Below are 19,800 nucleotides of genomic sequence, written 5' to 3'. Positions count from 1 at the left end.
GTCGGGGATCGAATCGATCCTAACGGCTGCCGGTGACAGTCCGTCCCTGCTCAGCGCACCTCGATGCCGGCGTCGCGCATCGCGGACTTCACCTCGGCGATCGACAGGGCACCGAAGTGGAAGACGCTCGCCGCGAGCACGGCGTCGGCACCGGCCAGCGCGGCGGCGACGAAGTGCTCCGGGGCCCCGGCGCCACCCGAGGCGATGAGCGGGACGGACACCCGCTCGCGCACCGCCGCGAGCATCTCGAGGTCGAACCCGGCGGTCGTGCCGTCGGCGTCCATGGAGTTGAGCAGGATCTCGCCGGCGCCGAGGCCCGCGGCGCGCTCCGCCCACTCCACGGCGTCGATGCCGGTGCCGCGGCGACCGCCGTGGGTCGTGACCTCGTAGCCGGACTCCGTGACGGTGCCGCCGGTGACGCGGCGGGCGTCCACCGAGAGGGTCAGCACCTGGTTGCCGAACCGGTCGGCGATCTCCGCGATCAGCTCGGGGCGGGCGATCGCGGCGGTGTTCACCCCGACCTTGTCGGCCCCCGCCCGCAGCAGCCGGTCCACGTCGTCGGTGGTGCGCACCCCGCCGCCCACCGTGAGCGGCACGAAGACCTGGTCCGCGGTGCGTCGCACCACCTCCACCATCGTCTCGCGCCCGCCGGAGGACGCCGAGACGTCCAGGAAGGTCACCTCGTCGGCGCCCTCGGCGTCGTACTGGTCCGCGAGCTCGACGGGGTCGCCGGCGTCGCGCAGGTTCGTGAAGTTCACGCCCTTGACGACCCGGCCGGCATCGACGTCCAGGCACGGGATCACCCGTACGGCAACGGTCATGTCCTGGTCACCCTTCAGTGGTCCTGTCCTCGGTCGCCGCGGCGTCCTCGCCGTCCCCGGCCGGCTCGTCCGCACCTTCGTCGGCCCCCTCCCCGGGAGCCTCCTCGGTGACCTGATATCTCGCGTCGAGGATGTCGACGACGTACACGAGCGTCTCGTCGGCCAGCTCGCTGCCCGTGCCACCGTAGCCGAGCTGCGGGGGCACGACGAGCATGACCTGCGAGCCGACCGACTGCTCGAGCAGGCCCTGGTCCCAGCCCTCGACGAGCCGGCCGATCCCGATCGTCGCGGACTGGGGCGCGACCCCCGGGTCCCAGCTCGAGTCCACGACCGACCCGTCGCTCCACCGCACGGCCACGTAGCGCACGGTCACCACCTGGCCGATGTCGACCTGCGGGCCGGACCCGCGCACCAGCGGCTGCACGACGAGCTCACCGGGTGGCTCCGTGTCGGGGACGCGCACGGAGGGGGTGCCGTCCGGGTCGCGCAGCACCTGCGGCTGCCCCTCCTGCGTGTCCACGAGCGTCCCGGATGCACGGGTGGGCAGCACGTCGACGACGAGCACCACCGGGACGTCGCCGTCCTGCTCGACCACGAGGACCCGTGCCCCGACGCGCTTGCCGCGCAACGACTCGTACAGGTTCTGCCCCAGCGACTCGGCGTCGAAGGTGTACCAGGCCGGGGCGTCGAGGTAGGTCGACGAGATGACGCTGCCGTCGCGGCCGTCCTCGGCGTACATGTGCAGCAGCGCGGGACCGCCGTCCTCGAGCTGCTCGCCCGCGCCCGGCCGGAGGGTCCGGGAGCCGGAGCGGACGACCTGGTAGGGCTTCGGATACTCCACGACCGGCGGCTCGCCCTCCGGGCCCGACACCTCGACGGGGACCTGGGACGGGGCGGACGACGGCGTCAGCTCGTCGACGAGCGGCGACGAGCAGCCCGTCACGGCCAGGGCCACGCCGACGACAGCCGCGACCAGGGTGGCGAGCGGACGAGGACGGCGGAACAGCACCGGGACAGTCTGCCACGACGCCGCGAGGCGCCCGTGCGGCCCGGGCCCCGGTCACCGGGGCCTGGCCGGCGCCCTCACATCGACTCGATGAGCCGTTCCACCCGTTCGTCGACGTTCCGGAACGGGTCCTTGCACAGCACGGTGCGCTGCGCCTGGTCGTTCAGCTTCAGGTGGACCCAGTCGACGGTGTAGTCCCGGCGGGCCTCCTGCGCCGCGCGCACGAAGTCGCCGCGCAGCTTCGCCCGCGTCGTCTGCGGCGGCACGGCGGTGGACTCGAAGACCTCCAGGTCGGTCACCACACGATCGACCATGCCGCGGGCCGCGAGCAGGTTGTACAGGCCTTCCGTCCGGGAGATGTCGTGGTAGGCCAGGTCGAGGCGGGCGATCCGCGGGTCGTCGAGCGTCAGCCCGTGCTTGGCCTGGTACCGCTCGATGAGCCGCTTCTTGATGACCCAGTCGAGCTCGCGCTCCACGAGCGTCAGGTCGCCCGACTCCACCGCCCGCAGCCCTCGCTCCCACAGGTCGAGCACCTGCTTGACCTGTGGGGTGGTCTCGAGATGGGAATCCACGTGCTCGCGGACCCGCTGGTAGTACTCCCACTGGAGGTCGACGGCGGTCGCCGACCGGCCGTTCGCGAGCTGGACAGGCTGCAGCCCGGACGAGTCGTGGCTGATCTCACGGATCGCCCGGATGGGGTTCTCGAGGGTGAGGTCGCGCACCGGGACGCCCGCCTCGACCAGCCGCAGCACCAGGTCGGTGGACCCGACCTTCAGCATCGTCGTGGCCTCGGACATCGACGAGTCCCCGACGATCACGTGCAGCCGACGGTAGTGCTCGGCGTCGGCGTGCGGCTCGTCGCGCGTGTTGATGATCGGGCGTGACCGCGTCGTGGCGCTGGAGACCGCCTCCCAGATGTGGTCGGCGCGCTGGGAGAGGCAGTACGTGGCGCCCCGCGGGGTGGTGAGCACCTTCCCGGCACCCGTGAGCACCTGGCGCGTGATGAGGAACGGCACGAGCACGTCGCTCAGTCGCGAGAAGTCGCCCTGGCGACGCACCAGGTAGTTCTCGTGGCACCCGTAGGAGTTGCCGGCCGAGTCGGTGTTGTTCTTGAACAGGTGGACCTTGCCGGGCAGCCCCTCGTGCTCGAGGCGCTGCTGCGCGTCGGCGACGAGACCCTCGAGGATGCGCTCCCCGCCCCGGTCGTAGGCGACGAGCTGACGGACGTCGTCGCACTCGGCCGTCGCGTACTCGGGGTGCGAACCGACGTCGAGGTAGAGCCGCGACCCGTTGCGCAGGAACACGTTCGACGACCGGCCCCACGCCACCACCTTGCGGAAGAGGTAGCGCGCCACCTCGTCCGCACTGAGCCCGCGCCCGTCGTCGGCGGCGCACGTCACGCCGTACTCCGTCTCCAGGCCGAAGATCCGTCGGTCCATGATGTCCGCCTTTCAGTCGTCGCCGTCGGCCAGCAGGTCGGCCAGCGGACCACCGTGCAGACGCCGGAAGGCGCGCCGAGGACGGTCGCGCTCCAGCACCGCGACCTCGAGCCCCGAGGCCGGGATCGACCGCTCGGAGCCCTCGGCCGCGACGGAGCCGTCCGCCGCCACCGCGCCGAGCGTGCCCACCGCCAGCCGCAGCACCGCCCCGAGCTCCATGCCCTCGTGCCACGAGCCGCGCAGCCGGGCGGTGAGCTGCTCCGCCTGGCCGCCCATCACGACGAACCCGTGCTCGTCCGCCACCGAGCCGTCGTACGACAGCCGGTAGACCTGGTCGTCCGCCGGGGAGGCGCCGACCTCTGCCACGACGAGCTCGACCTCGAGCGGCTTCGACTCGGTCGTGAAGACGGTGCCGAGGGTCTGGGCATAGGCGTTCGCCAGGCCCCGTGCCGTCACGTCCGAGCGGTCGTAGGAGTAACCGCGCAGGTCGGCGTAGCGGACACCCGCGACCCGCAGGTTCTCGAACTCGTTGTACTTGCCCACGGCCGCGAAGGCGATGCGGTCGTAGATCTCCGAGATCTTGTGCAGCGCCCGCGAGGGGTTCTCCGTCGCGAACGCGATGCCGCCGGCGTAGGCCAGCACGACGACGGACCGCCCCCGGCCGATGCCCTTGCGCGCGAAGTCCGCGCGGTCCTTCATCAGCTGTTCGGGCGAGACGTAGAACGGCATGCTCATGCGCGCCGGCTCCCTTCGCTGCGCTCGGCGACGATCCGGCCGACGACGGCCGCCAGGGTCTCGTCGTCCACCCGGTGGTACCCGTCGGCGGTCACGGTGGCCACGACCGGCCAGATCCTGCGGACCGTGTCCGGTCCGCCGGTGGCGCTGTCGTCGTCCGCCGCGTCGTAGAGGGCCTCCACGGCGACGGAGACCGCGCCGTCGGCGTCCAGGCCGGCACGCCACAGCTTCTTCAGCGCGCCCCGCGCGAAGACCGAGCCCGACCCCACCGAGTGGTGGTCCCGCTCCTCGTACCGACCGCCGGTCACGTCGAAGCTGAAGATACGTCCCGTCCCCCGGTCGCGGTCGTAGCCGCCGAAGAGCGGCACCACGGCCAGGCCCTGGAGGGCCATCGGGAGGTTGCCGCGGATCATCGTCGCCAACCGGTTGGCCTTGCCGTCGAGCGAGAGCAAGGAGCCCTCGATCTTCTCGTAGTGCTCGAGCTCGAGCTGGAACAGCCGCACGATCTCGACCGCGATCCCCGCGGACCCGGCGATCCCCACCCCCGAGTACTCGTCGGCCGCGAACACCTTCTCGATCTCACGGCTGGCGATCATGTTGCCCATCGTGGCCCGGCGGTCACCGGCGAGCACCACGCCGCGGCCGCCCTCCGGCGTGCCGAAGGACAGCGCGACGATCGTCGTCGCGTGCGGGGCGAGGTCCGCCGTCGGCGGCACGGCAGCGGTGCCCGCCGCCAGGCGGGTCCCGGGGAGCAGCTCGGGCGCGTGCGCGCCCAGGAATTCCACGAACGAGCTCGACCCCGGACGCAGGAACGCGTCCGGGAGCCGGCCTGAGGCGTCAGTCGTCGACACTCACTGCCCGCCCTTCTGCACGAAGCCACGCACGAACGACTCGGCGTTCGACTCGAGGACCTCGTCGATCTCCTCCAGCAGCGAGTCCACCTCCGCGTCCCGCTCGGAGGCCTGCGGAGCGACAGGCTCCGGTGCGTCCGCGTCGTCGTCGGGCGTCCTGTCGTCCCGCTGCGGGTTGATGCGTTCCTGACCAGCCATGGTCCGCCTCCTTCGTGGTTCCCTGCGAGGGTGTAGTCAGCCTATGCCGTGACGGGGACGGCGCGCTCCGCGCCGGTCACGTGTCGCCCCGCAGTCCGTCCAGCAGCGTCGCGGCGTCGGGGCTCGCGTCCAGCAGCGCCCCGATGTGCGCGGCCGTCCCCCGCGTCGGGTCCAGCATCGGCACCCGCTGCAGCGACGCCGCGCCGTGCACGTCGAAGATCACCGAGTCCCAGCTCGCCGCGGAGACCTCGTCCGGGTAGCGCTCCATCACCTCGCCGCGGAACCACGCCCGCGTGTCGGTCGGCGGGTGGTGGACGGCACGCGCCACCTCCTCGTCGGTCACGAGGCGCTCGACGGCGCCCGCCGCGACCAGCCGGTGGTAGATGCCGCGCTCCGGCCGCACGTCGGACCACTGCAGGTCCATCGCGTGCAGCCGGGCGTGGTCCCACGCCAGACCGTCACGGGTCCGCAGCCGGTCCAGCAGCCGCAGCTTGGCGACCCACTCGACCTCCCGTGCGCACGAGGCCGGGTCCGTGCCGAGACGTCCCACGACCGAGCGCCAGCGGGCGACCACGTCGTCGGAGTCGGCGTCGGAGCCCAGTGCGGCGAGCGACCGGGCCACGACGTCGGCGTAGCGCTCCTGGACCTCGAGCGCGGTCGCCGTCGACCCGTCGGCGAGCTCCAGGCGCACCGTCAGGTCGAGGTCCCGCGAGACGCGGCGGACGTCGCCGACCGGGTCGGCGAGCCGCAGCGCGGCCAGCTCCGCCCGGGCCTGGACCCCCGACTCCGCGAGCTCGTCCAGGTGCTCCACCACCCACAGCACGAGCGACGTCGTGCCGAGCTTGAGGTACGTGGCGACCTCCAGGAGGTTGGCGTCCCCGAGGATGAGGTGCAGCCGCCGCCAGCGGGTCCGGTCCGCGTGGGGCTCGTCACGGGTGTTGACGATCGGGCGCCGCAGGGTCGTCTCGAGGCCGACCTCCGCCTCCATGTAGTCGGCCCGCTGCGAGAGCTGGAAGCCCGGGTCCTCGCCCGACTGACCGAGCCCGACGCGGCCCGATCCGGTGAACACCTGCCGGGTCACGAGGAACGGCGTGAGCAGCTCGACGATCGTGGCGAACCCGAGACGTCGGTCGACCAGGTAGTTCTCGTGCGTGCCGTAGCTGGCGCCCTTGCCGTCCACGTTGTTCTTGTACAGCACCACCTCGGAGCCCGGCACCTGGGCCAGCCGGCGGGTGGCCGCCAGCATCACGCGCTCCCCCGCGACGTCCCAGAGGACTCCGTCGCGGGGGTTGGTCACCTCCGGCGACGAGTACTCGGGGTGGGCGTGGTCGACGTAGAGGCGCGCACCGTTCGTCAGGATGCAGTTGGCGGCGCTCGGGTCGTCGTACTCCTCGGTCTCCGGGCGCTCGAGGTCCTCCGGACCTGCCGACGGCCCGGCCGGCGCAGGCGCCTCGGGGTCGTCCGTGAGGAGCGACGGGTGCGCCGACGCCCGCTGGAGATGGAAGCCGCGCGCGTCGGCGAGCGGGTCCTCGTCGTCGTAGTCCCAGCGCGCCGGCGGGTGACCGGGCCGGCCGTCCTGCACCGACGCCCGGTAGGTGGTGACCACCTGGGAGCTCATCAGCATCGGGTTCGCCATCGGGCGTCCCGGGGCCAGCACCCCGTACTCGGTCTCGATACCCATCACGCGTCGCACTGTCACGTCGCCCACACTATGCGTCCGGCGGCGACGGGCACGCCGCAGGCCACCCAGGGAGACGGGGCCCACCCGGACCGGTCGGGCGGGGGCGTGGGACGGGTTGGATCTAGGCTGGGCCCGTGAGCGACTGGTTCGAGGCGGCCGTGCCGAACAGCGGCTGCGGCGCCGTCGCGCGTGCCACCGACTGGGCGAGCACGTCCCTGGGCGATCCCTCGGGATGGCCGGCGGGCCTGCGCTCGGCCGTGGAGCTCTGCTTCAGCACCCGCTTCGCGGTGCTGGTCACCTGGGGCCCGGACCTCACCATGATCTACAACGACGGCTACCGGGCCATGCTGGGGTCCGACCTCCATCCGCGGGCGATGGGGTCACCGGCGGCCACGCTGTGGGGCCAGATCTGGGACGACATCGGCCCCCTGTTCACCGAGGTCCTCACCAGCGGCGAGCCCACCTGGAACGTGGACATGCTGCTCTGGATGAACAGGTCGGGCTTCCTGGAGGAGACGCGCTTCACCTTCTCCTACAGCCCGCTGCGCGACGACGACGGCACGGTGCGCGGCGTCATGGACATCGCCACCGAGACCACGGACCAGGTCGTCAACCAGCGACGGCTCGGGACGCTCGGTCTGCTGTCCACCGCACTGCACGGTCGGCGTGGCGACCTCCGGGAGGTCGCCGAGGCGGCGATGGACGTCCTGGCGGCGAGCGAGGACATCGGGTACGCCCACCTCTACCTGGGCCCGGACCGCGTCGCCTCGACAGGTGGCGACGACGCTGCCCACGCCGACGACGTCGCCGCGGCGCGGCGCGGCGGTGCGGTGTCCTGGCGCGACGGCACGCTCGTGGTGCCGCTCGGGGCGCGGCGCGGGCGCTCCCCGCTCGGGGCGCTGGTGCTCGGCGGCAATCGCCGGCGCCCCCTGGACGACGTCCAGCGTTCCTTCCTCGAGCTGTTGGCCAGGACGACCGGCACGGCGCTCGCCGAGGCCGAGGAGCACCGCGACGAGATCACGCGTGCCCGCACCGTGAGCGACGCCCTCCAGGACGCCATGGTGCCCGCCCCGCCGCGGTCCCCGCTGTGGTGCACGCGCTACCGTCCGGCCGACGACTCCCTCTCCGTCGGGGGTGACTGGTTCGACGTGGTGTCCGGTCCGGACGCGACGTCCGGGCTCGTCGTCGGCGACTGCGTCGGGCACGGCGTCGAGGCGGCGGCCCGCATGGGCCGGCTCAGCAGCGCGGGCCGGGCCGTGATGCTCGACGGTGCGGGGCCCGCCCGGACGCTGGAGATGCTCGACGTGTTCGCCCGCACGGTGCCCGGCTCCGAGTTCGCCACGGTGTTCTGCGGCGTCGTCGACCCCGTGGCCCGCACGCTCGTCTACTCCAGCGCGGGCCACCCGCCCGCACTCGTCGTCGGGGCGGACGGTGGCACCCGGTGGCTGGACCGGGCACGCGGCACGCCCCTGGCGGTGACCACCGAGCGCCGCCCCGAGCACACCGAGCCGTTGGCCGCCGGGGACACCGTCCTGCTGTACACCGACGGGCTCGTCGAGCGGCGCGGCGAGGTGCTCACCGCCGGGCTCGAGCGACTGGCCCGGGCGGCCGCCACGGCCTGTGCGGACGCCACGCTCGACGAGGTCCCGGACCGGCTTCTGAGCGACGTGCTGCCCGACGCGGCCCGGGACGACGTCGCCATCGTGCTCTACCGGGTGCCCTGAGCCCCGCCTAGAGGTCTAGAGGTACTGACCCGTCGAGCTCACCGTGTCGATGGTGCGCGATGCGGCGCTCTCGCCCTTCTTGGTGACGATCGTGCGGATGAACACGATCCGCTCGCCCTTCTTGCCGCTGATGCGGGCCCAGTCGTCCGGGTTGGTGGTGTTGGGCAGGTCCTCGTTCTCGTGGAACTCGTCCACGCACGCGGACAGCAGGTGCTCCACCCGGATGCCGCGCTTGCCGGTGGCGAGCAGGTCCTTGATCGCGGACTTCTTCGCCCGGTCGACGACGTTCTCGATCATCGCCCCGGAGTTGAAGTCCTTGAAGTAGAGGACCTCCTTGTCGCCGCTGGCGTAGGTGACCTCGAGGAACTGGTTCTCCTCGTCCTCGGAGTACATCCGCTCGACGACGGAGCGGATCATCGCCTCGACCGCCAGACGACGGTCGCCACCGTGCTCGGCGACGTCGTCGTCGTTGATCGGCAGGTCCGCCGTGAGGTACTTGCCGAAGATCTCGGTGGCCCCCTCGGCGTCGGGCCGCTCGATCTTGATCTTCACGTCCAGGCGACCGGGGCGCAGGATCGCCGGGTCGATCATGTCCTCCCGGTTCGACGCGCCGATCACGATGACGTTGTCCAGCCGCTCGACCCCGTCGATCTCCGCCAGGAGCTGCGGCACGATCGTGGTCTCGACGTCGGACGACAGCCCGGTGCCGCGCGTGCGGAACAGCGACTCCATCTCGTCGAAGAACACGACGACCGGCATGCCCTGCGTGGCCTTCTCCCGGGCCCGGGCGAAGATCAGGCGGATGTGCCGCTCCGTCTCCCCGACGTACTTGTTGAGCAGCTCCGGTCCCTTGACGTTGAGGAAGAAGCTCTTCGCGGACGGGTCCCCGCCACGCTTCTCCGCGACCATCTTCGCGAGGGACGAGGCGACCGCCTTGGCGATGAGGGTCTTGCCGCAGCCGGGCGGGCCGTAGAGCAGCACACCCTTCGGGGGCCGCAGGCCGTGCTCGCGGAACAGGTCGGGGTGGGAGAACGGCAGCTCGACCGCGTCGCGGATCTGCTCGATCTGCGGACCGAGGCCCCCGATGTCCTCGTAGGCGATGTCCGGGACCTCCTCGAGGACCAGCTCCTCGACCTCCGACTTGGGCACGACCTCGAACACGAAGCCGCTGCGCATGTCGACGGTCAGGGCGTCGCCCACCCGCAGGGGCTTTCCGAGGACCGACCCGGCGAGGCGGACGACCCGTTCCTCGTCGGCGCGGCCCACGACCAGGACCCGCTCGTCGTCCAGGACCTCCTTGACGGTCACCAGCTCCCCGATGCGTTCGTACCCGCCGGCCGCGACGACCGTCATGGCCTCGTTGAGCTTGACCTCCTGGCCCGGGGCCAGGTCGCCGAGATCGAGGCCGGGACTGGTCTGCAGGTGCATCTTGCGCCCGGAGGAGATCACGTCGACCGATCCGTCGTCGTGCCCCCCGAGGAAGGTGGCGTACGTGCCGGGCGGCTTCGCCAGGTCGTCGATCTGCTTCTTCAGCTCGACGATCTGCTCGCGCGCCGCGCGCAGGGCTTCGGCGAGCCGCTCGTTCTTGGCCGCGAGCAGGGCCAGCTGCGCGTCTCGGCCCGACGGCGCGGGCCGGTCGGACTCCGGGCGGACAGGGTGGTCGGTCATCGCATCCCCTCTCGTGCGCCCCGGGCGGTGGCCTCCACCGGCGAGGAGGAACCCCCGAGACACAGCACACTAAGGGTCAACACCCCGATCTCGCCGGTCATTTCACGGACCGGTCGCCGTGTTCACACGATCCTGACCTCTTGTGACCCGGCTGTGACCGCACCGTGACACGACGGGCCGTCCGTGCAGGGCGGCGGGTCACTCCTCGGGCGCCTGCCCGACCTCCCGCCGGACACGCCGCGCCTTCTTGTCGGAGACGGGCCGCTCGCCGAGGTCGGACTCGGTCCACTCGGCGTCGGTGGTGCCCGGGTAGGACCCCTTGGCAGGCCGACGCTTGCGCTCGGGCGGCTCGACCCCGTCGGCCAGGCGCCGGGCGGTGAGGAGGAACCCCGTGTGACCGATCATGCGGTGCTGCGGCCGCACGGCGAGCCCTTCGAGGTGCCATCCGCGCACCATCGACTCCCACGCCGTCGGTTCGGCGAACCGGCCGTCCGCCCGCAGGTCCTCCGCGGTCCGGGACAGCTGCGTGGCCGTGGCGACGTAGCAGACCAGGACGCCACCCGGCGCGAGGGCTCGCGCCACCGGGTCGACGTTCTCCCAGGGGGCGAGCATGTCGAGCACCACGCGGTCGACGGTGCCGGGCTCGACGACGTCGGCGACCCGGTCGGCGAGGTCGCCCACGTGCAGCTGCCAGGCAGGGTGCTCGCCGCCGAAGAAGGTCTCGACGTTGCCGCGGGCGATCGCGGCGAAGTCCTCCCGCCGCTCGATCGAGTGCAGCTCGCCCGCGTCCCCGACGGCCCGCAGCAGCGACAGCGTCAGCGCGCCCGAGCCGACACCGGCCTCGACGACGCGCGCGCCGGGGAAGATGTCCGCCATCTGGACGATCTGGCCCGCGTCCTTGGGGTAGACCACGGCGGCGCCGCGAGGCATCGAGAGCACGTAGTCGCTGAGCAGCGGGCGCAGCGCGAGGTACTCGATCCCGGCGGTGTTGGTCACCACCCAGCCCTCCGGCCGGCCGATGAGGTCCTCGTGGCGGAAGTAGCCCTTGTGGGTGTGGAACGTCGCTCCCTCGGCGAGCGTGATCGTGTGCATCCGGCCCTTGGGGTCGGTGAGCTGGACCTTGTCGCCGACGTGCAGCGGTCCACGCCGCTCGTCGGCACCGGTGGCGGCAGAAGAAGTCACGAGGGTCGAGTCTACTGACGACCGCCAGGACGTACCGCCGCGGCCACCCGGGCGACGTCCAGCACACCGGTGACCCGGCCGCCGTCGACCACGGGGACCAGCCTCGCCCCGCCGGAGGTGCCGGCGAGGTGCTGGAGCAGCTCGGGGCCGGCAGCGCCCGCCTCGACGGCGGAGCCCGGCGGGAACGGCACGACGGTCGCGTCCACGCTCGTGACCGCGAGCTGCTCGGCCGGGATCGCGGCCACCGCGCGGGGGTCCACCCAGCCGACCGGTGCCTGCGCGCCGTCGACCACCACGACGACGACGTCGGGCCGGCCCGCGGCCGCACGGCCGACGTCCGCCGCGCCCGAACCCTGCGCCACGACGACGGCGGGCATGGCCAGGGACCGCACGGTGAGGCCCGCGAGCGCCTCGCGCCGCCGCCCGACGCGCATGGCGTCAGTGGCACCGGACCAGAGGAACGCACCGATGAGCGCCGCCCACATGACCATGATCCAGTCGGGCCGGCTCCCGGACGTCAGAGGCCACAGGAGTGCCCAGACGACCACGCCCACGCCGACCGCACGGCCCACCCAGCCGGCGACGACGGTGCCGCGGGTCCGCGAGCCGGTCGCCGCCCAGACGGCGGACTCGAGGATCTGCCCGCCGTCGAGCGGGAGCCCGGGAAGGAGGTTGAACGCCCCGACGAAGCCGTTCGACAGTGCACCTGCCACCAGCAACCCTGCCGCCACCGGCGAAGATGGCTGAGCTTGGAAGGCGATCCAGAAGACCGCAGCGAGCGCCAGGTTCGTCAGCGGGCCGACGACGGCGACTAGAGCGCTGTCTAGTGGCCGTCGCACGACTCCGGAATAGGCGGTATGACCGCCCCACAGTGTCAGGGCAAGCTCATCGACCTGGTGACCGCGGGAACGCGCCACCAGGGCGTGGGCGACCTCGTGGCAGAACACCGAAGAGAACAGCAGCAGGACGAACGCGAAGGAGACGAAGATCACCCCCGCGGTACCCACGCCGGGCACGAGCGAACGAAACGTCGGAGCGAAGAGGACGGTCAGGACGACGGCGGCGAGGAACCACGACGGTGTCACGAGCACGGGTGCGCCGGCGACGCGGCCGATCCGCCAGCCGGAGGTACGGGGAGGCACCGGCTCAGGCTATCGGTGCGGCCTGTGGACGGCGCGGCACCGGTGTCGGGGGCCGGTCGTAGGGTGGCTGCCATGACGACGACGGCGGACCTCACCCCGGACCTCACCCCGGATGCCGTGGCCTCCCCCGCCGAGCCGGCGGAAGCCCGCGGGAGCCGTCCGCCCGCCCTCTCCCCCTCGCGGGCGAGCGACTTCATGCAGTGCCCGCTGCTGTTCCGGTTCCGTGCCGTCGACCGGCTGCCGGAGCCCCCTTCGTCCGCGGCTGCCCGGGGCACGCTGGTGCACTCCGTGCTCGAGCGCCTGTACGACGCCCCCCTCGGTGAGCGCACGCGCGAGGCGGCCCTGGACCTGCTGCCGGGCGAGTGGGACCGGCTCGTCGAGGCGGAGCCACGCTACGCCCGTCTGTTCCAGCCGGACGGCGATGCGGCCGACCAGCCGCTGGAGACCTGGCTGGACGGCGCGGGGCGGCTGCTCGGCACCTACTTCACCCTCGAGGACCCGAACCGGCTGGAGCCCGAGTCCCGCGAGCTGTACGTCGAGAGCCAGCTGGAGGACGGCCCCCTGCTGCGCGGGATCGTCGACCGGCTCGACGTGGCGCCGAACGGTGCGATCCGGGTGGTCGACTACAAGTCGGGTCGGTCGCCACGGCCCGGGTTCGAGAACAAGGCCCTCTTCCAGATGCGCTTCTACGGACTGGTGGTCTGGCGCGAGCGCGGCGTGCTGCCGAAGATGCTGCAGCTCGTCTACCTGGGCGACGGGCAGGTGCTCCGCGCGGAACCGCAGGAGCGTGAGCTCGAGGTGACCGAGACCAAGATCCGCGGCGTGTGGGACGCGATCACGACGGCGGCCCGGCGCGGCGAGTTCGTGCCACGACCCAGCAAGCTGTGCGGCTGGTGCGCCCACCAGGACCTGTGCCCGGAGTTCGGGGGCACACCGCCGCCGATCCCCGAGGGTGCGCTGCGGCAGCGGCTCGGCCTGGACCTCTGAGGTCCACCGGTCAGACGAGGTCGAGCACCTCGCCGGCCGCCATCCGCCGCAGGAACGCGAGGTCGACGTCCGTCAGCGACGCCGCCCGGCTGAGACCCTCCCTGGCCTCGATCGGCAGCACCGCCTCCACCCCCAGGGTGCGTGCCCCTGCGGCCAGCGCGGAGGTGAGGCCTGTCGGGGAGTCCTCGATCGCCACGCACTCGGACGGTCGCACGCCCAGCCGGCGGGCCGCCACGAGGTAGGGCTCCGGGTCCGGCTTGCCGCGCGCGACCTGGTCGCCGGTGACGAGCGTCGCGAAGGCGCCCGGCACGTGCGCCGTGACCGCCTCCGCGAGCACCGTGTAGCTCATCGTGACCAGGGCGCACGGGACGTCGGCCGCGGCGAGCGCGTCGAGCAGCGCGCGCGCTCCGGGGCGCCACGGCACGTCGTCGCGCACCTGCGCCGTCACCCGGGTGAGCAGCCGTTCGACGATCTGCGCGACGGGCAGGTCGACGCCCGCGTCGCGCAGGACGGCGGCCGACACCTCGAGCGGGTTGCCGACGAGCTGCAGGGCCTGGGCGTGGGTCCACGTCCCGCCGTGCTCGGCGACGAGCTCGTGCTCGGCGGCGATCCAGTAGGGCTCGGTGTCGACGAGGGTGCCGTCCATGTCCCACAGGACGGCGGCGGGCAGCGTGGCGGGCGGGGCAGGATGCGGCACCGCACCATCGTACGGACGGTCGCCGGGACCGGGGATACCGCCCCCGGCACAGTCGCATGCCTGTATAGGCTTGCCAGATGAGCACCGAGCAGCCGGTCGGCCGCCACGCCGCACGTCAGACCGTCATGATCGCTGCCTTCGAGGGCTGGAACGACGCCGGCAGCGCCGCGACCGGCGCGCTGGAGCATCTCGCCGAGGTGTGGGGATCGTCACCGCTGCGAGAGCTGGACCCGGAGGAGTACCACGACTTCCAGGTGAACCGCCCGATGGTGACGACGGGGCCGGACGGCACCCGTGAGGTCACGTGGCCGACGACGACGGTCGCCGTCGCCGACCTGCCGGACCGGCAGGTCGTGCTGGTGCACGGCATCGAACCCTCGTTCCGCTGGAGGTCGTACTGCCGCGAGCTGCTCGACATCGCCGAGGAGCTCGACGTCCAGACGGTCGTCACCCTGGGCGCGCTCCTCGCGGACGTGCCGCACACGCGCCCCATCCCGCTGACGGCGACCACCGAGAGCCCGGGCCTGCAGGCGGTGCTCGACGTCGAACCGAGCACGTACGAGGGCCCGACCGGCATCGTCGGGGTGCTGCAGCACGAGTCGGCGGCGCGCGGGTTCCAGTCCGTGTCGCTCTGGGCGGCGGTGCCGCACTACGTCGCCAACCCGCCGTCACCGAAGGCGACCCTGGCGATCCTGGCACGGGTCGAGGAGCTGCTGGCCGCCCCGGTCCCGCTCGGAGAGCTGCCCGAGGACGCCGAGGCGTGGCAGCACGGCGTCGACGAGCTCGCCAGCGAGGACGCCGAGATCTCGGAGTACGTCCAGCAGCTCGAGGAGGCCAAGGACACGGCCGAGCTCCCGGAGGCCTCGGGCGACGCGATCGCGCGCGAGTTCGAGCGCTACCTGCGGCGTCGGGACCACGGTCCGGGGCGGGGCGGCCCGGGCCAGGGGAGCCCGGACAAGGGCTGACTCCCCCCGGCCGCCCTCGGCCGCCGCGGGCCCCGCCTCGGCGGGGATCAGTCCGGCTGGTTCACAGCCGCACGCCCAGGAGCGCGTTCACCGCTCGGGCGACCACCCCGGGTGCGCCCTCCTCGTCCTTCGACGTGTCCCGGCCCGGTGCCAGCGACCGCTCGGCCCACGCGTCGACGGCCGCCAGCGCACGAGGCGCGTCGAGGTCGTCCGCGAGCGCGGCACGGAGCTCGGCGAGCAGCCCGTCCGCCGCGGGCCCGCCGTTGCCGGAGACCGCGGCGCGCCAGCGGTCCAGCCGCGCCTCACCCGTCTTCAGGGTCGCGTCGGTCCACTCCCACTCCGCGCGGTAGTGGTGGGCCAGGATGCCGAGCCGGACGGCCATCGGGTCGACACCCTCGCGCCGCAGCACCGAGACCAGCACGAGGTTGCCCCGCGACTTGCTCATCTTGTGGCCCTCGTAGGCGACCAGCCCGGCATGGACATGAGCCGTCGGTGCGGCGTCCGGCCCGGCCAGCATGCGAGCGTGGGAGACCGACATCTCGTGGTGCGGGAACAGCAGGTCCGCTCCCCCGCCCTGCACGTCGAACGGCAGCCCGAGGCCGTCGCGGGCGATGACCGAGCACTCGACGTGCCAGCCGGGTCGGCCGGTCCCGAGCACACCGCCGTCCCACGCCGGCTCGCCCGCGCGCTCCCGACGCCACAGCAGCGGGTCGAGCGGGCTCTTCTTGCCCTCCCGGCCCGGGTCGCCGCCGCGCTCGGCGAAGAGCTCCGCCATCGTCGCCTCGTCGAGTCCCGACACCGTGCCGAACGCGGGGTCCGCGGTCAGGTCGGCGTAGACGTCGCCGAGCTCCGGCGTCGCACCGCCGGCCCCGGGCTCCACCGGGACGCGGTACGCCGTCCCGTCGGCGAGCATCTGCGCCACGGCGCGCGCGATCGGCTCGACGTACTCCACGACGCCGGTCCACGGTGCGGGCGGGACCACGCCGAGCGCGGTCATGTCCTCGCCGAAGAGCGCGGTCTGGTCCCGGGCCAGGTCACGCCAGTCGACCCCCGTCGCGTCGGCCCGTTCGAGCAGCGGGTCGTCGACGTCGGTGACGTTCGAGCAGTACGTCACCTGCTTGCCGGCGTCGGTCCAGGCGCGGTGCAGCAGGTCGAACGCGACGTAGGTGGCGGCATGGCCCAGGTGGGTCGCGTCGTACGGGGTGACCCCGCACACGAACGACCGGGCGACGGAGCCGGGGGCCGGGTCGACCAGCATCCCGGTGGTGGAGTCGTGCACGCGCACGGTGGGCCGCTCCCCGTCGGTGGGCGCGGGCAACTCGGGGATCTGAGGGAAGGGCCAGGAAAGCACGGGGCCAGGCTACCGGCGTCAGACCGTCTCGACGGCACCCGAGTCGGCTTCGAGCACACCTGTGAGCAGGAGCACGACGACCAGCGCTGCGAGCGCGTAGCGGTAGTAGACGAACGGCCGGTACGAGTAGGTGGAGACGATCTTCAGGAACCCGATGAGCACGACGTAGCCGACGACGAACGCGACCAGCGTCGCCAGGACGATGTCGAGGGCGTCCGCGGAGCCCGGCGCCGCGTCGCCCGCGGCCGCCTTGGCGATCTGGTAGAAGCCCGAGCCGAGCACCGCCGGGACGGCGAGCAGGAAGGAGTAGTCGGCCGCGGCCTTGCGCGTGAAGCCCATCGCGAGGCCGGCGGTGATCGTCCCGCCGGAGCGGGACACCCCGGGCACGAGCGCGAGCGACTGTGCCAGTCCGAACCCGACGGCCCGCTTCGGGGTGAGGTCCTCGATGGGCCGCACCCGGTTGCCGTACCTGTCGGCGACGTCGAGCAGCAGCGCGAACACGACCAGCATGACGACGGTGATCCAGAGGTTGCGCAAGGACGTCTCGATGGCGTCCTGGAACAGCAGGCCCAGCACCACGATCGGCACGGAACCGAGCGCGATGTACCAGGCCATCCGCGCGTCCGAGTCGTGGGCGCCCAGGCGGGAGCGCCAGTCGGTGCCGTGGTCGCCGCGCAACGACGTCCACCACCCCACGCAGACGGCGCGGATCGTGCGCCGGTAGTAGAGCAGCACTGCCGTCTCGGTGCCGATCTGCGACACCGCCGTGAAGAGGGCTCCCGGGTCCACCCCGCCGATCAGCTCCCCGACGATGCGCAGGTGCGCGCTGGAGGAGATGGGCAGGAACTCGGTGAGGCCCTGCACCAGGCCGAGGAGGATCGCTTCCAGGGAACTCACGAGCGGCAACCCTACCGGTGACGCGGACCCGCGCGGCGCGGGACCCGGCCCGCCGCACCGGTCGCCGGTAGTGTTCCGCGCATGGAACGACGGCAGGTGGGCGCCTCGGGGTTGCGCGTCTCCGCGCTCGGGCTCGGCACGATGACCTGGGGGCGGGACACGGACGCCGTGGACGCGGCGGCGATCCTGCGGTCGTTCGTCGAGGCCGGTGGCACCCTGGTCGACACCGCCGCCTCGTACGGTGACGGCGACGCCGAGCGCGTCCTCGGCGAGCAGCTCGCCGGGACGGTCCCCCGCGAGGAGCTCGTGCTGTGCACCAAGGGAGGCGTACGACACGGTCCGGCGGGCCCTCGCCGCGACGCGTCCCGCGGGTCGCTCCTCGCGGACCTCGACGCCTCGCTGGTCCGCCTGGGCGTCGACCACGTCGATCTCTTCCTCGTGGCGTGCCCGGACACCACGACGCCGCTGGAGGAGACGGTCTCGGCGCTCCGCCTCGCGGTCACCTCCGGCCGCGCGCGGTACGTAGGTCTGTCGAACTTCCCCGCCTGGGCGTCGGCACGGGCCGCCACCCTGCTGGAGGCCGGTGACGGCATCGGCCTGGCCGCCCTCGAGACCGAGTACTCGCTCCTGCAGCGCGGCGTCGAGCGGGAGGTGGTCCCGGCGGCAGAGGCCCTGGGTCTCGGCGTGCTCGCCTGGTCGCCGCTCGGTCGCGGCATGCTCACCGGGAAGTACCGCCGCTCGGTCCCCGTGGGCTCCCGGGCCACCTCGGACCATCTCGCCGGGTTCGTCGGGCAGTACCTGGAGGACCGCGACGCCGCGGCGGTCGCCGAGGCGGTCGTCACGGCCGCCGACGGCCTCGGCCGGGCACCGCTGGAGGTGGCCCTCGCGTGGCTGCTGGCTCGCCCCACCGTGGCGTCGGCCGTCGTCGGTGCCCGGACGCCGGAGCAGCTCAAGGGCACGCTCGACGCCGTCGACCTGGTCCTGCCGAGCGAGGTCCACGCGGCGCTCGACGACGTCTCCGCCGTCGTCCCGGGCTACCCGGAGCGCTGGTAGTCGGCAGGCTCAGCGCCTGCGGGTCACCTCGACGTCGAGCTCGTCGCCGTCGTCCTCGTCACTGTCGTCGTCATCTCCGTCGTCATCTCCGTCGTGGTCGTCGTCGCGGTCGTCGTCCTCGTCCTCGCCGTCGTCATCGTCGTCGTCGAGGTAGAAGGGCGTCACCTCGGTGTACACCTGGGCCAGGGCGTCCTCGTACACCTCGAAGGCGTCGGCGAGCACCTCGTAGGCGTCGTCGACGGCCGGGTCCTCCTCGCTCCGGCGGGAGGACACGGCGTGGTAGTGCCCCTCGAGAGCGGCGACGAAGCGGTCCAACGCGGCACGCGGATCAGCGGTCATGCTCTGACGGTAGCGCCATGCGGGGCACAATGGGCACACGAAATCGCCGGACGGTCACTGGGAGGCGACGAATGGCATCGAGCTGGCGCAAGCACGGGCAGTACGAGTACCGCGTGGTCACGATCGACCGGGGCACGTCCGTGCCGGACGCACGCAGGATGCTCACCGACGAGGCCGAGTACGGCCGCTGGGAGCTGGCCCGCACCCGCCTGTACCTCGGCGGCGAGCGACGCGTGTGGTTGCGGCGCAAGGTCATCCGCGCGACCTCGACGCTCTGAGGTGGACGCGTTCCGCAAGTCGCGCGACGGCGCGCCCCAGGGGTTCTTCGCCACCGAGGCGGCCGGGTTGCGCTGGCTCGTCGTCGACGGCGGTCCCCGGGTGGCGAGCGTGCTCGACGTCGGACCCGGGCACCTCGACCTCGAGAGGGTCGCACCGGGTGCCGCCGACGCCCACGCGGCGCGGGACCTCGGCCGGCGGCTGGCGGTGCTGCACGAGGCAGGGGCACCGGCGTTCGGCGCGCTCCCTCCGGGCGCCGACGCGGGGTGGTTCGGGCCGCTCGACGACCCGCTGGAGATGGTCTCCGGGTCGTGGACCGACTGGCCGACGTTCTACGCCGACGCGCGCCTGCGGCCCGTCCTGGCCCAGGGCCGGCGCCGCGGGATCTTCGGGCCCGACGACGAGGCCGTGTTCGAGCGCGTGTGCGAGCGGCTGCCGGACCTCGCCGGACCGGCCGAGCCGCCCGCGCGCGTGCACGGGGACCTGTGGTCGGGCAACGTGCTCTGGTCGGAGTCCGCGGGCGTGCCCGAGGCCGTGCTCATCGACCCGGCGGCGCACGGCGGGCACCGCGAGGCGGACCTGGCGATGCTCGCCCTGTTCGGCGCACCGCACCTGGACGCGATCCTCGCCGGGTACACCGAGGTCCACCCGCTGGGCCCAGGGGCGCAGGAACGCGTACCGCTCCACCAGCTCTACCCGTTGGCCGTCCACGCCGTGCTGTTCGGTGGCGGCTACGTCGACGCGACCCGGCGGTCGTTGACCGAGCTTGCCGACCTGGCCGCCTGACG

20 protein-coding genes are annotated in these 19,800 nt (G+C 72.9%); 6 read left to right on the top strand and 14 right to left on the bottom strand.

Annotated features, from left to right (window positions below; genetic code table 11):
• Positions 1-50: 50 nt before the first annotated feature.
• From hisF to dop, 7 genes are all read right to left on the bottom strand, one after another.
• Entirely contained in the window at positions 51-821 is a 771-nt protein-coding gene (gene hisF / locus BCL65_RS15745) for an imidazole glycerol phosphate synthase subunit HisF (RefSeq protein ID WP_106269466.1), read from the bottom strand.
• Positions 822-828: 7 nt separating this feature from the next.
• Positions 829-1,830 carry an FKBP-type peptidyl-prolyl cis-trans isomerase gene (locus BCL65_RS15740; protein ID WP_243401116.1) on the bottom strand — a complete coding sequence of 334 codons (1,002 nt, stop codon included), beginning with the start codon at positions 1,828-1,830 and terminating at the stop codon, positions 829-831.
• A 74-nt stretch (positions 1,831-1,904) separates the two neighbouring features.
• Entirely contained in the window at positions 1,905-3,266 is a 1,362-nt protein-coding gene (gene pafA, locus BCL65_RS15735; protein ID WP_106269465.1) for a Pup--protein ligase, read from the bottom strand.
• Between the two features lie 12 nt (positions 3,267-3,278).
• Positions 3,279-4,001: a proteasome subunit alpha gene (gene prcA / locus BCL65_RS15730; protein WP_106269464.1), complete on the bottom strand. Its 723-nt coding sequence runs from the start codon at positions 3,999-4,001 to the stop codon at positions 3,279-3,281.
• On the bottom strand, positions 3,998-4,786 hold the full coding sequence (gene prcB / locus BCL65_RS15725) for a proteasome subunit beta (RefSeq protein ID WP_374956687.1): 789 nt from the start codon (positions 4,784-4,786) through the stop codon (positions 3,998-4,000). The genes prcA and prcB overlap by 4 nt, the downstream gene beginning before the upstream one ends.
• A gap of 66 nt (positions 4,787-4,852) precedes the next feature.
• Entirely contained in the window at positions 4,853-5,050 is a 198-nt protein-coding gene (locus BCL65_RS15720; protein WP_106269462.1) for a ubiquitin-like protein Pup, read from the bottom strand.
• Between the two features lie 76 nt (positions 5,051-5,126).
• Positions 5,127-6,731 carry a depupylase/deamidase Dop gene (dop, locus tag BCL65_RS15715; RefSeq protein ID WP_106269461.1) on the bottom strand — a complete coding sequence of 535 codons (1,605 nt, stop codon included), beginning with the start codon at positions 6,729-6,731 and terminating at the stop codon, positions 5,127-5,129.
• 134 nt (positions 6,732-6,865) lie between these two features.
• Here dop and BCL65_RS15710 point away from each other — a divergent pair, with 134 nt between their 5' ends.
• A complete protein-coding gene (locus tag BCL65_RS15710) occupies positions 6,866-8,455 on the top strand; it encodes a SpoIIE family protein phosphatase (protein WP_106269460.1) in 1,590 nt (529 codons plus the stop codon).
• A 15-nt stretch (positions 8,456-8,470) separates the two neighbouring features.
• On the opposite strand, the gene arc is transcribed toward BCL65_RS15710, so the two are convergent.
• The 3 genes from arc to BCL65_RS15695 form a co-directional block, all read right to left on the bottom strand.
• Positions 8,471-10,123 carry a proteasome ATPase gene (gene arc / locus BCL65_RS15705; protein ID WP_106269459.1) on the bottom strand — a complete coding sequence of 551 codons (1,653 nt, stop codon included), beginning with the start codon at positions 10,121-10,123 and terminating at the stop codon, positions 8,471-8,473.
• Between the two features lie 198 nt (positions 10,124-10,321).
• Positions 10,322-11,305 carry a tRNA (adenine-N1)-methyltransferase gene (locus BCL65_RS15700; RefSeq protein ID WP_106269458.1) on the bottom strand — a complete coding sequence of 328 codons (984 nt, stop codon included), beginning with the start codon at positions 11,303-11,305 and terminating at the stop codon, positions 10,322-10,324.
• A gap of 11 nt (positions 11,306-11,316) precedes the next feature.
• Positions 11,317-12,447 carry a site-2 protease family protein gene (locus BCL65_RS15695; protein ID WP_106269457.1) on the bottom strand — a complete coding sequence of 377 codons (1,131 nt, stop codon included), beginning with the start codon at positions 12,445-12,447 and terminating at the stop codon, positions 11,317-11,319.
• Positions 12,448-12,519: 72 nt separating this feature from the next.
• On the opposite strand from BCL65_RS15695, the gene BCL65_RS15690 reads away from it, so the two are divergent.
• Positions 12,520-13,434 (top strand): RecB family exonuclease, encoded by a 915-nt coding sequence (locus BCL65_RS15690; protein WP_106269456.1) that lies wholly within the window; start codon positions 12,520-12,522, stop codon positions 13,432-13,434.
• A gap of 10 nt (positions 13,435-13,444) precedes the next feature.
• Here BCL65_RS15690 and BCL65_RS15685 read toward each other — a convergent pair whose 3' ends face one another.
• Positions 13,445-14,131 (bottom strand): HAD family hydrolase, encoded by a 687-nt coding sequence (locus BCL65_RS15685; protein ID WP_258176973.1) that lies wholly within the window; start codon positions 14,129-14,131, stop codon positions 13,445-13,447.
• 77 nt (positions 14,132-14,208) lie between these two features.
• Between BCL65_RS15685 and BCL65_RS15680 the strand changes: the two genes are divergently transcribed.
• Positions 14,209-15,096, top strand: a complete 888-nt coding sequence (locus BCL65_RS15680) for a PAC2 family protein (RefSeq protein ID WP_106269455.1) — start codon at positions 14,209-14,211, stop codon at positions 15,094-15,096.
• A 61-nt stretch (positions 15,097-15,157) separates the two neighbouring features.
• Here BCL65_RS15680 and mshC read toward each other — a convergent pair whose 3' ends face one another.
• Together mshC and uppP are read right to left on the bottom strand one after the other, a co-directional pair.
• Positions 15,158-16,447 (bottom strand): cysteine--1-D-myo-inosityl 2-amino-2-deoxy-alpha-D-glucopyranoside ligase, encoded by a 1,290-nt coding sequence (gene mshC, locus BCL65_RS15675; RefSeq protein WP_106269454.1) that lies wholly within the window; start codon positions 16,445-16,447, stop codon positions 15,158-15,160.
• Between the two features lie 18 nt (positions 16,448-16,465).
• The gene (gene uppP, locus BCL65_RS15670; protein WP_106269453.1) at positions 16,466-17,344 is read right to left on the bottom strand and encodes an undecaprenyl-diphosphatase UppP; all 879 of its coding nucleotides are present in this window, start codon (positions 17,342-17,344) and stop codon (positions 16,466-16,468) included.
• Between the two features lie 81 nt (positions 17,345-17,425).
• Between uppP and BCL65_RS15665 the strand changes: the two genes are divergently transcribed.
• Positions 17,426-18,397, top strand: coding sequence for an aldo/keto reductase (locus tag BCL65_RS15665; RefSeq protein WP_106269452.1), 972 nt, complete (start codon positions 17,426-17,428; stop codon positions 18,395-18,397).
• A 9-nt stretch (positions 18,398-18,406) separates the two neighbouring features.
• On the opposite strand, the gene BCL65_RS15660 is transcribed toward BCL65_RS15665, so the two are convergent.
• Positions 18,407-18,736, bottom strand: coding sequence for a primosomal protein (locus BCL65_RS15660; RefSeq protein ID WP_106269451.1), 330 nt, complete (start codon positions 18,734-18,736; stop codon positions 18,407-18,409).
• A 71-nt stretch (positions 18,737-18,807) separates the two neighbouring features.
• Here BCL65_RS15660 and BCL65_RS15655 point away from each other — a divergent pair, with 71 nt between their 5' ends.
• Both BCL65_RS15655 and BCL65_RS15650 read left to right on the top strand, forming a co-directional pair.
• Entirely contained in the window at positions 18,808-19,014 is a 207-nt protein-coding gene (locus tag BCL65_RS15655) for a DUF5703 family protein (protein WP_106269450.1), read from the top strand.
• A gap of 1 nt (position 19,015) precedes the next feature.
• Positions 19,016-19,798: a fructosamine kinase family protein gene (locus tag BCL65_RS15650; protein ID WP_106269449.1), complete on the top strand. Its 783-nt coding sequence runs from the start codon at positions 19,016-19,018 to the stop codon at positions 19,796-19,798.
• Positions 19,799-19,800 lie beyond the last annotated feature (2 nt).

The sequence above is a fragment of the Isoptericola halotolerans genome (assembly GCF_003003075.1).
Taxonomy (GTDB): domain Bacteria; phylum Actinomycetota; class Actinomycetes; order Actinomycetales; family Cellulomonadaceae; genus Isoptericola; species Isoptericola halotolerans_A.
Note: the sequence above shows the minus strand (reverse complement) of the source record. Positions and strands in the feature narration are given on the sequence as shown.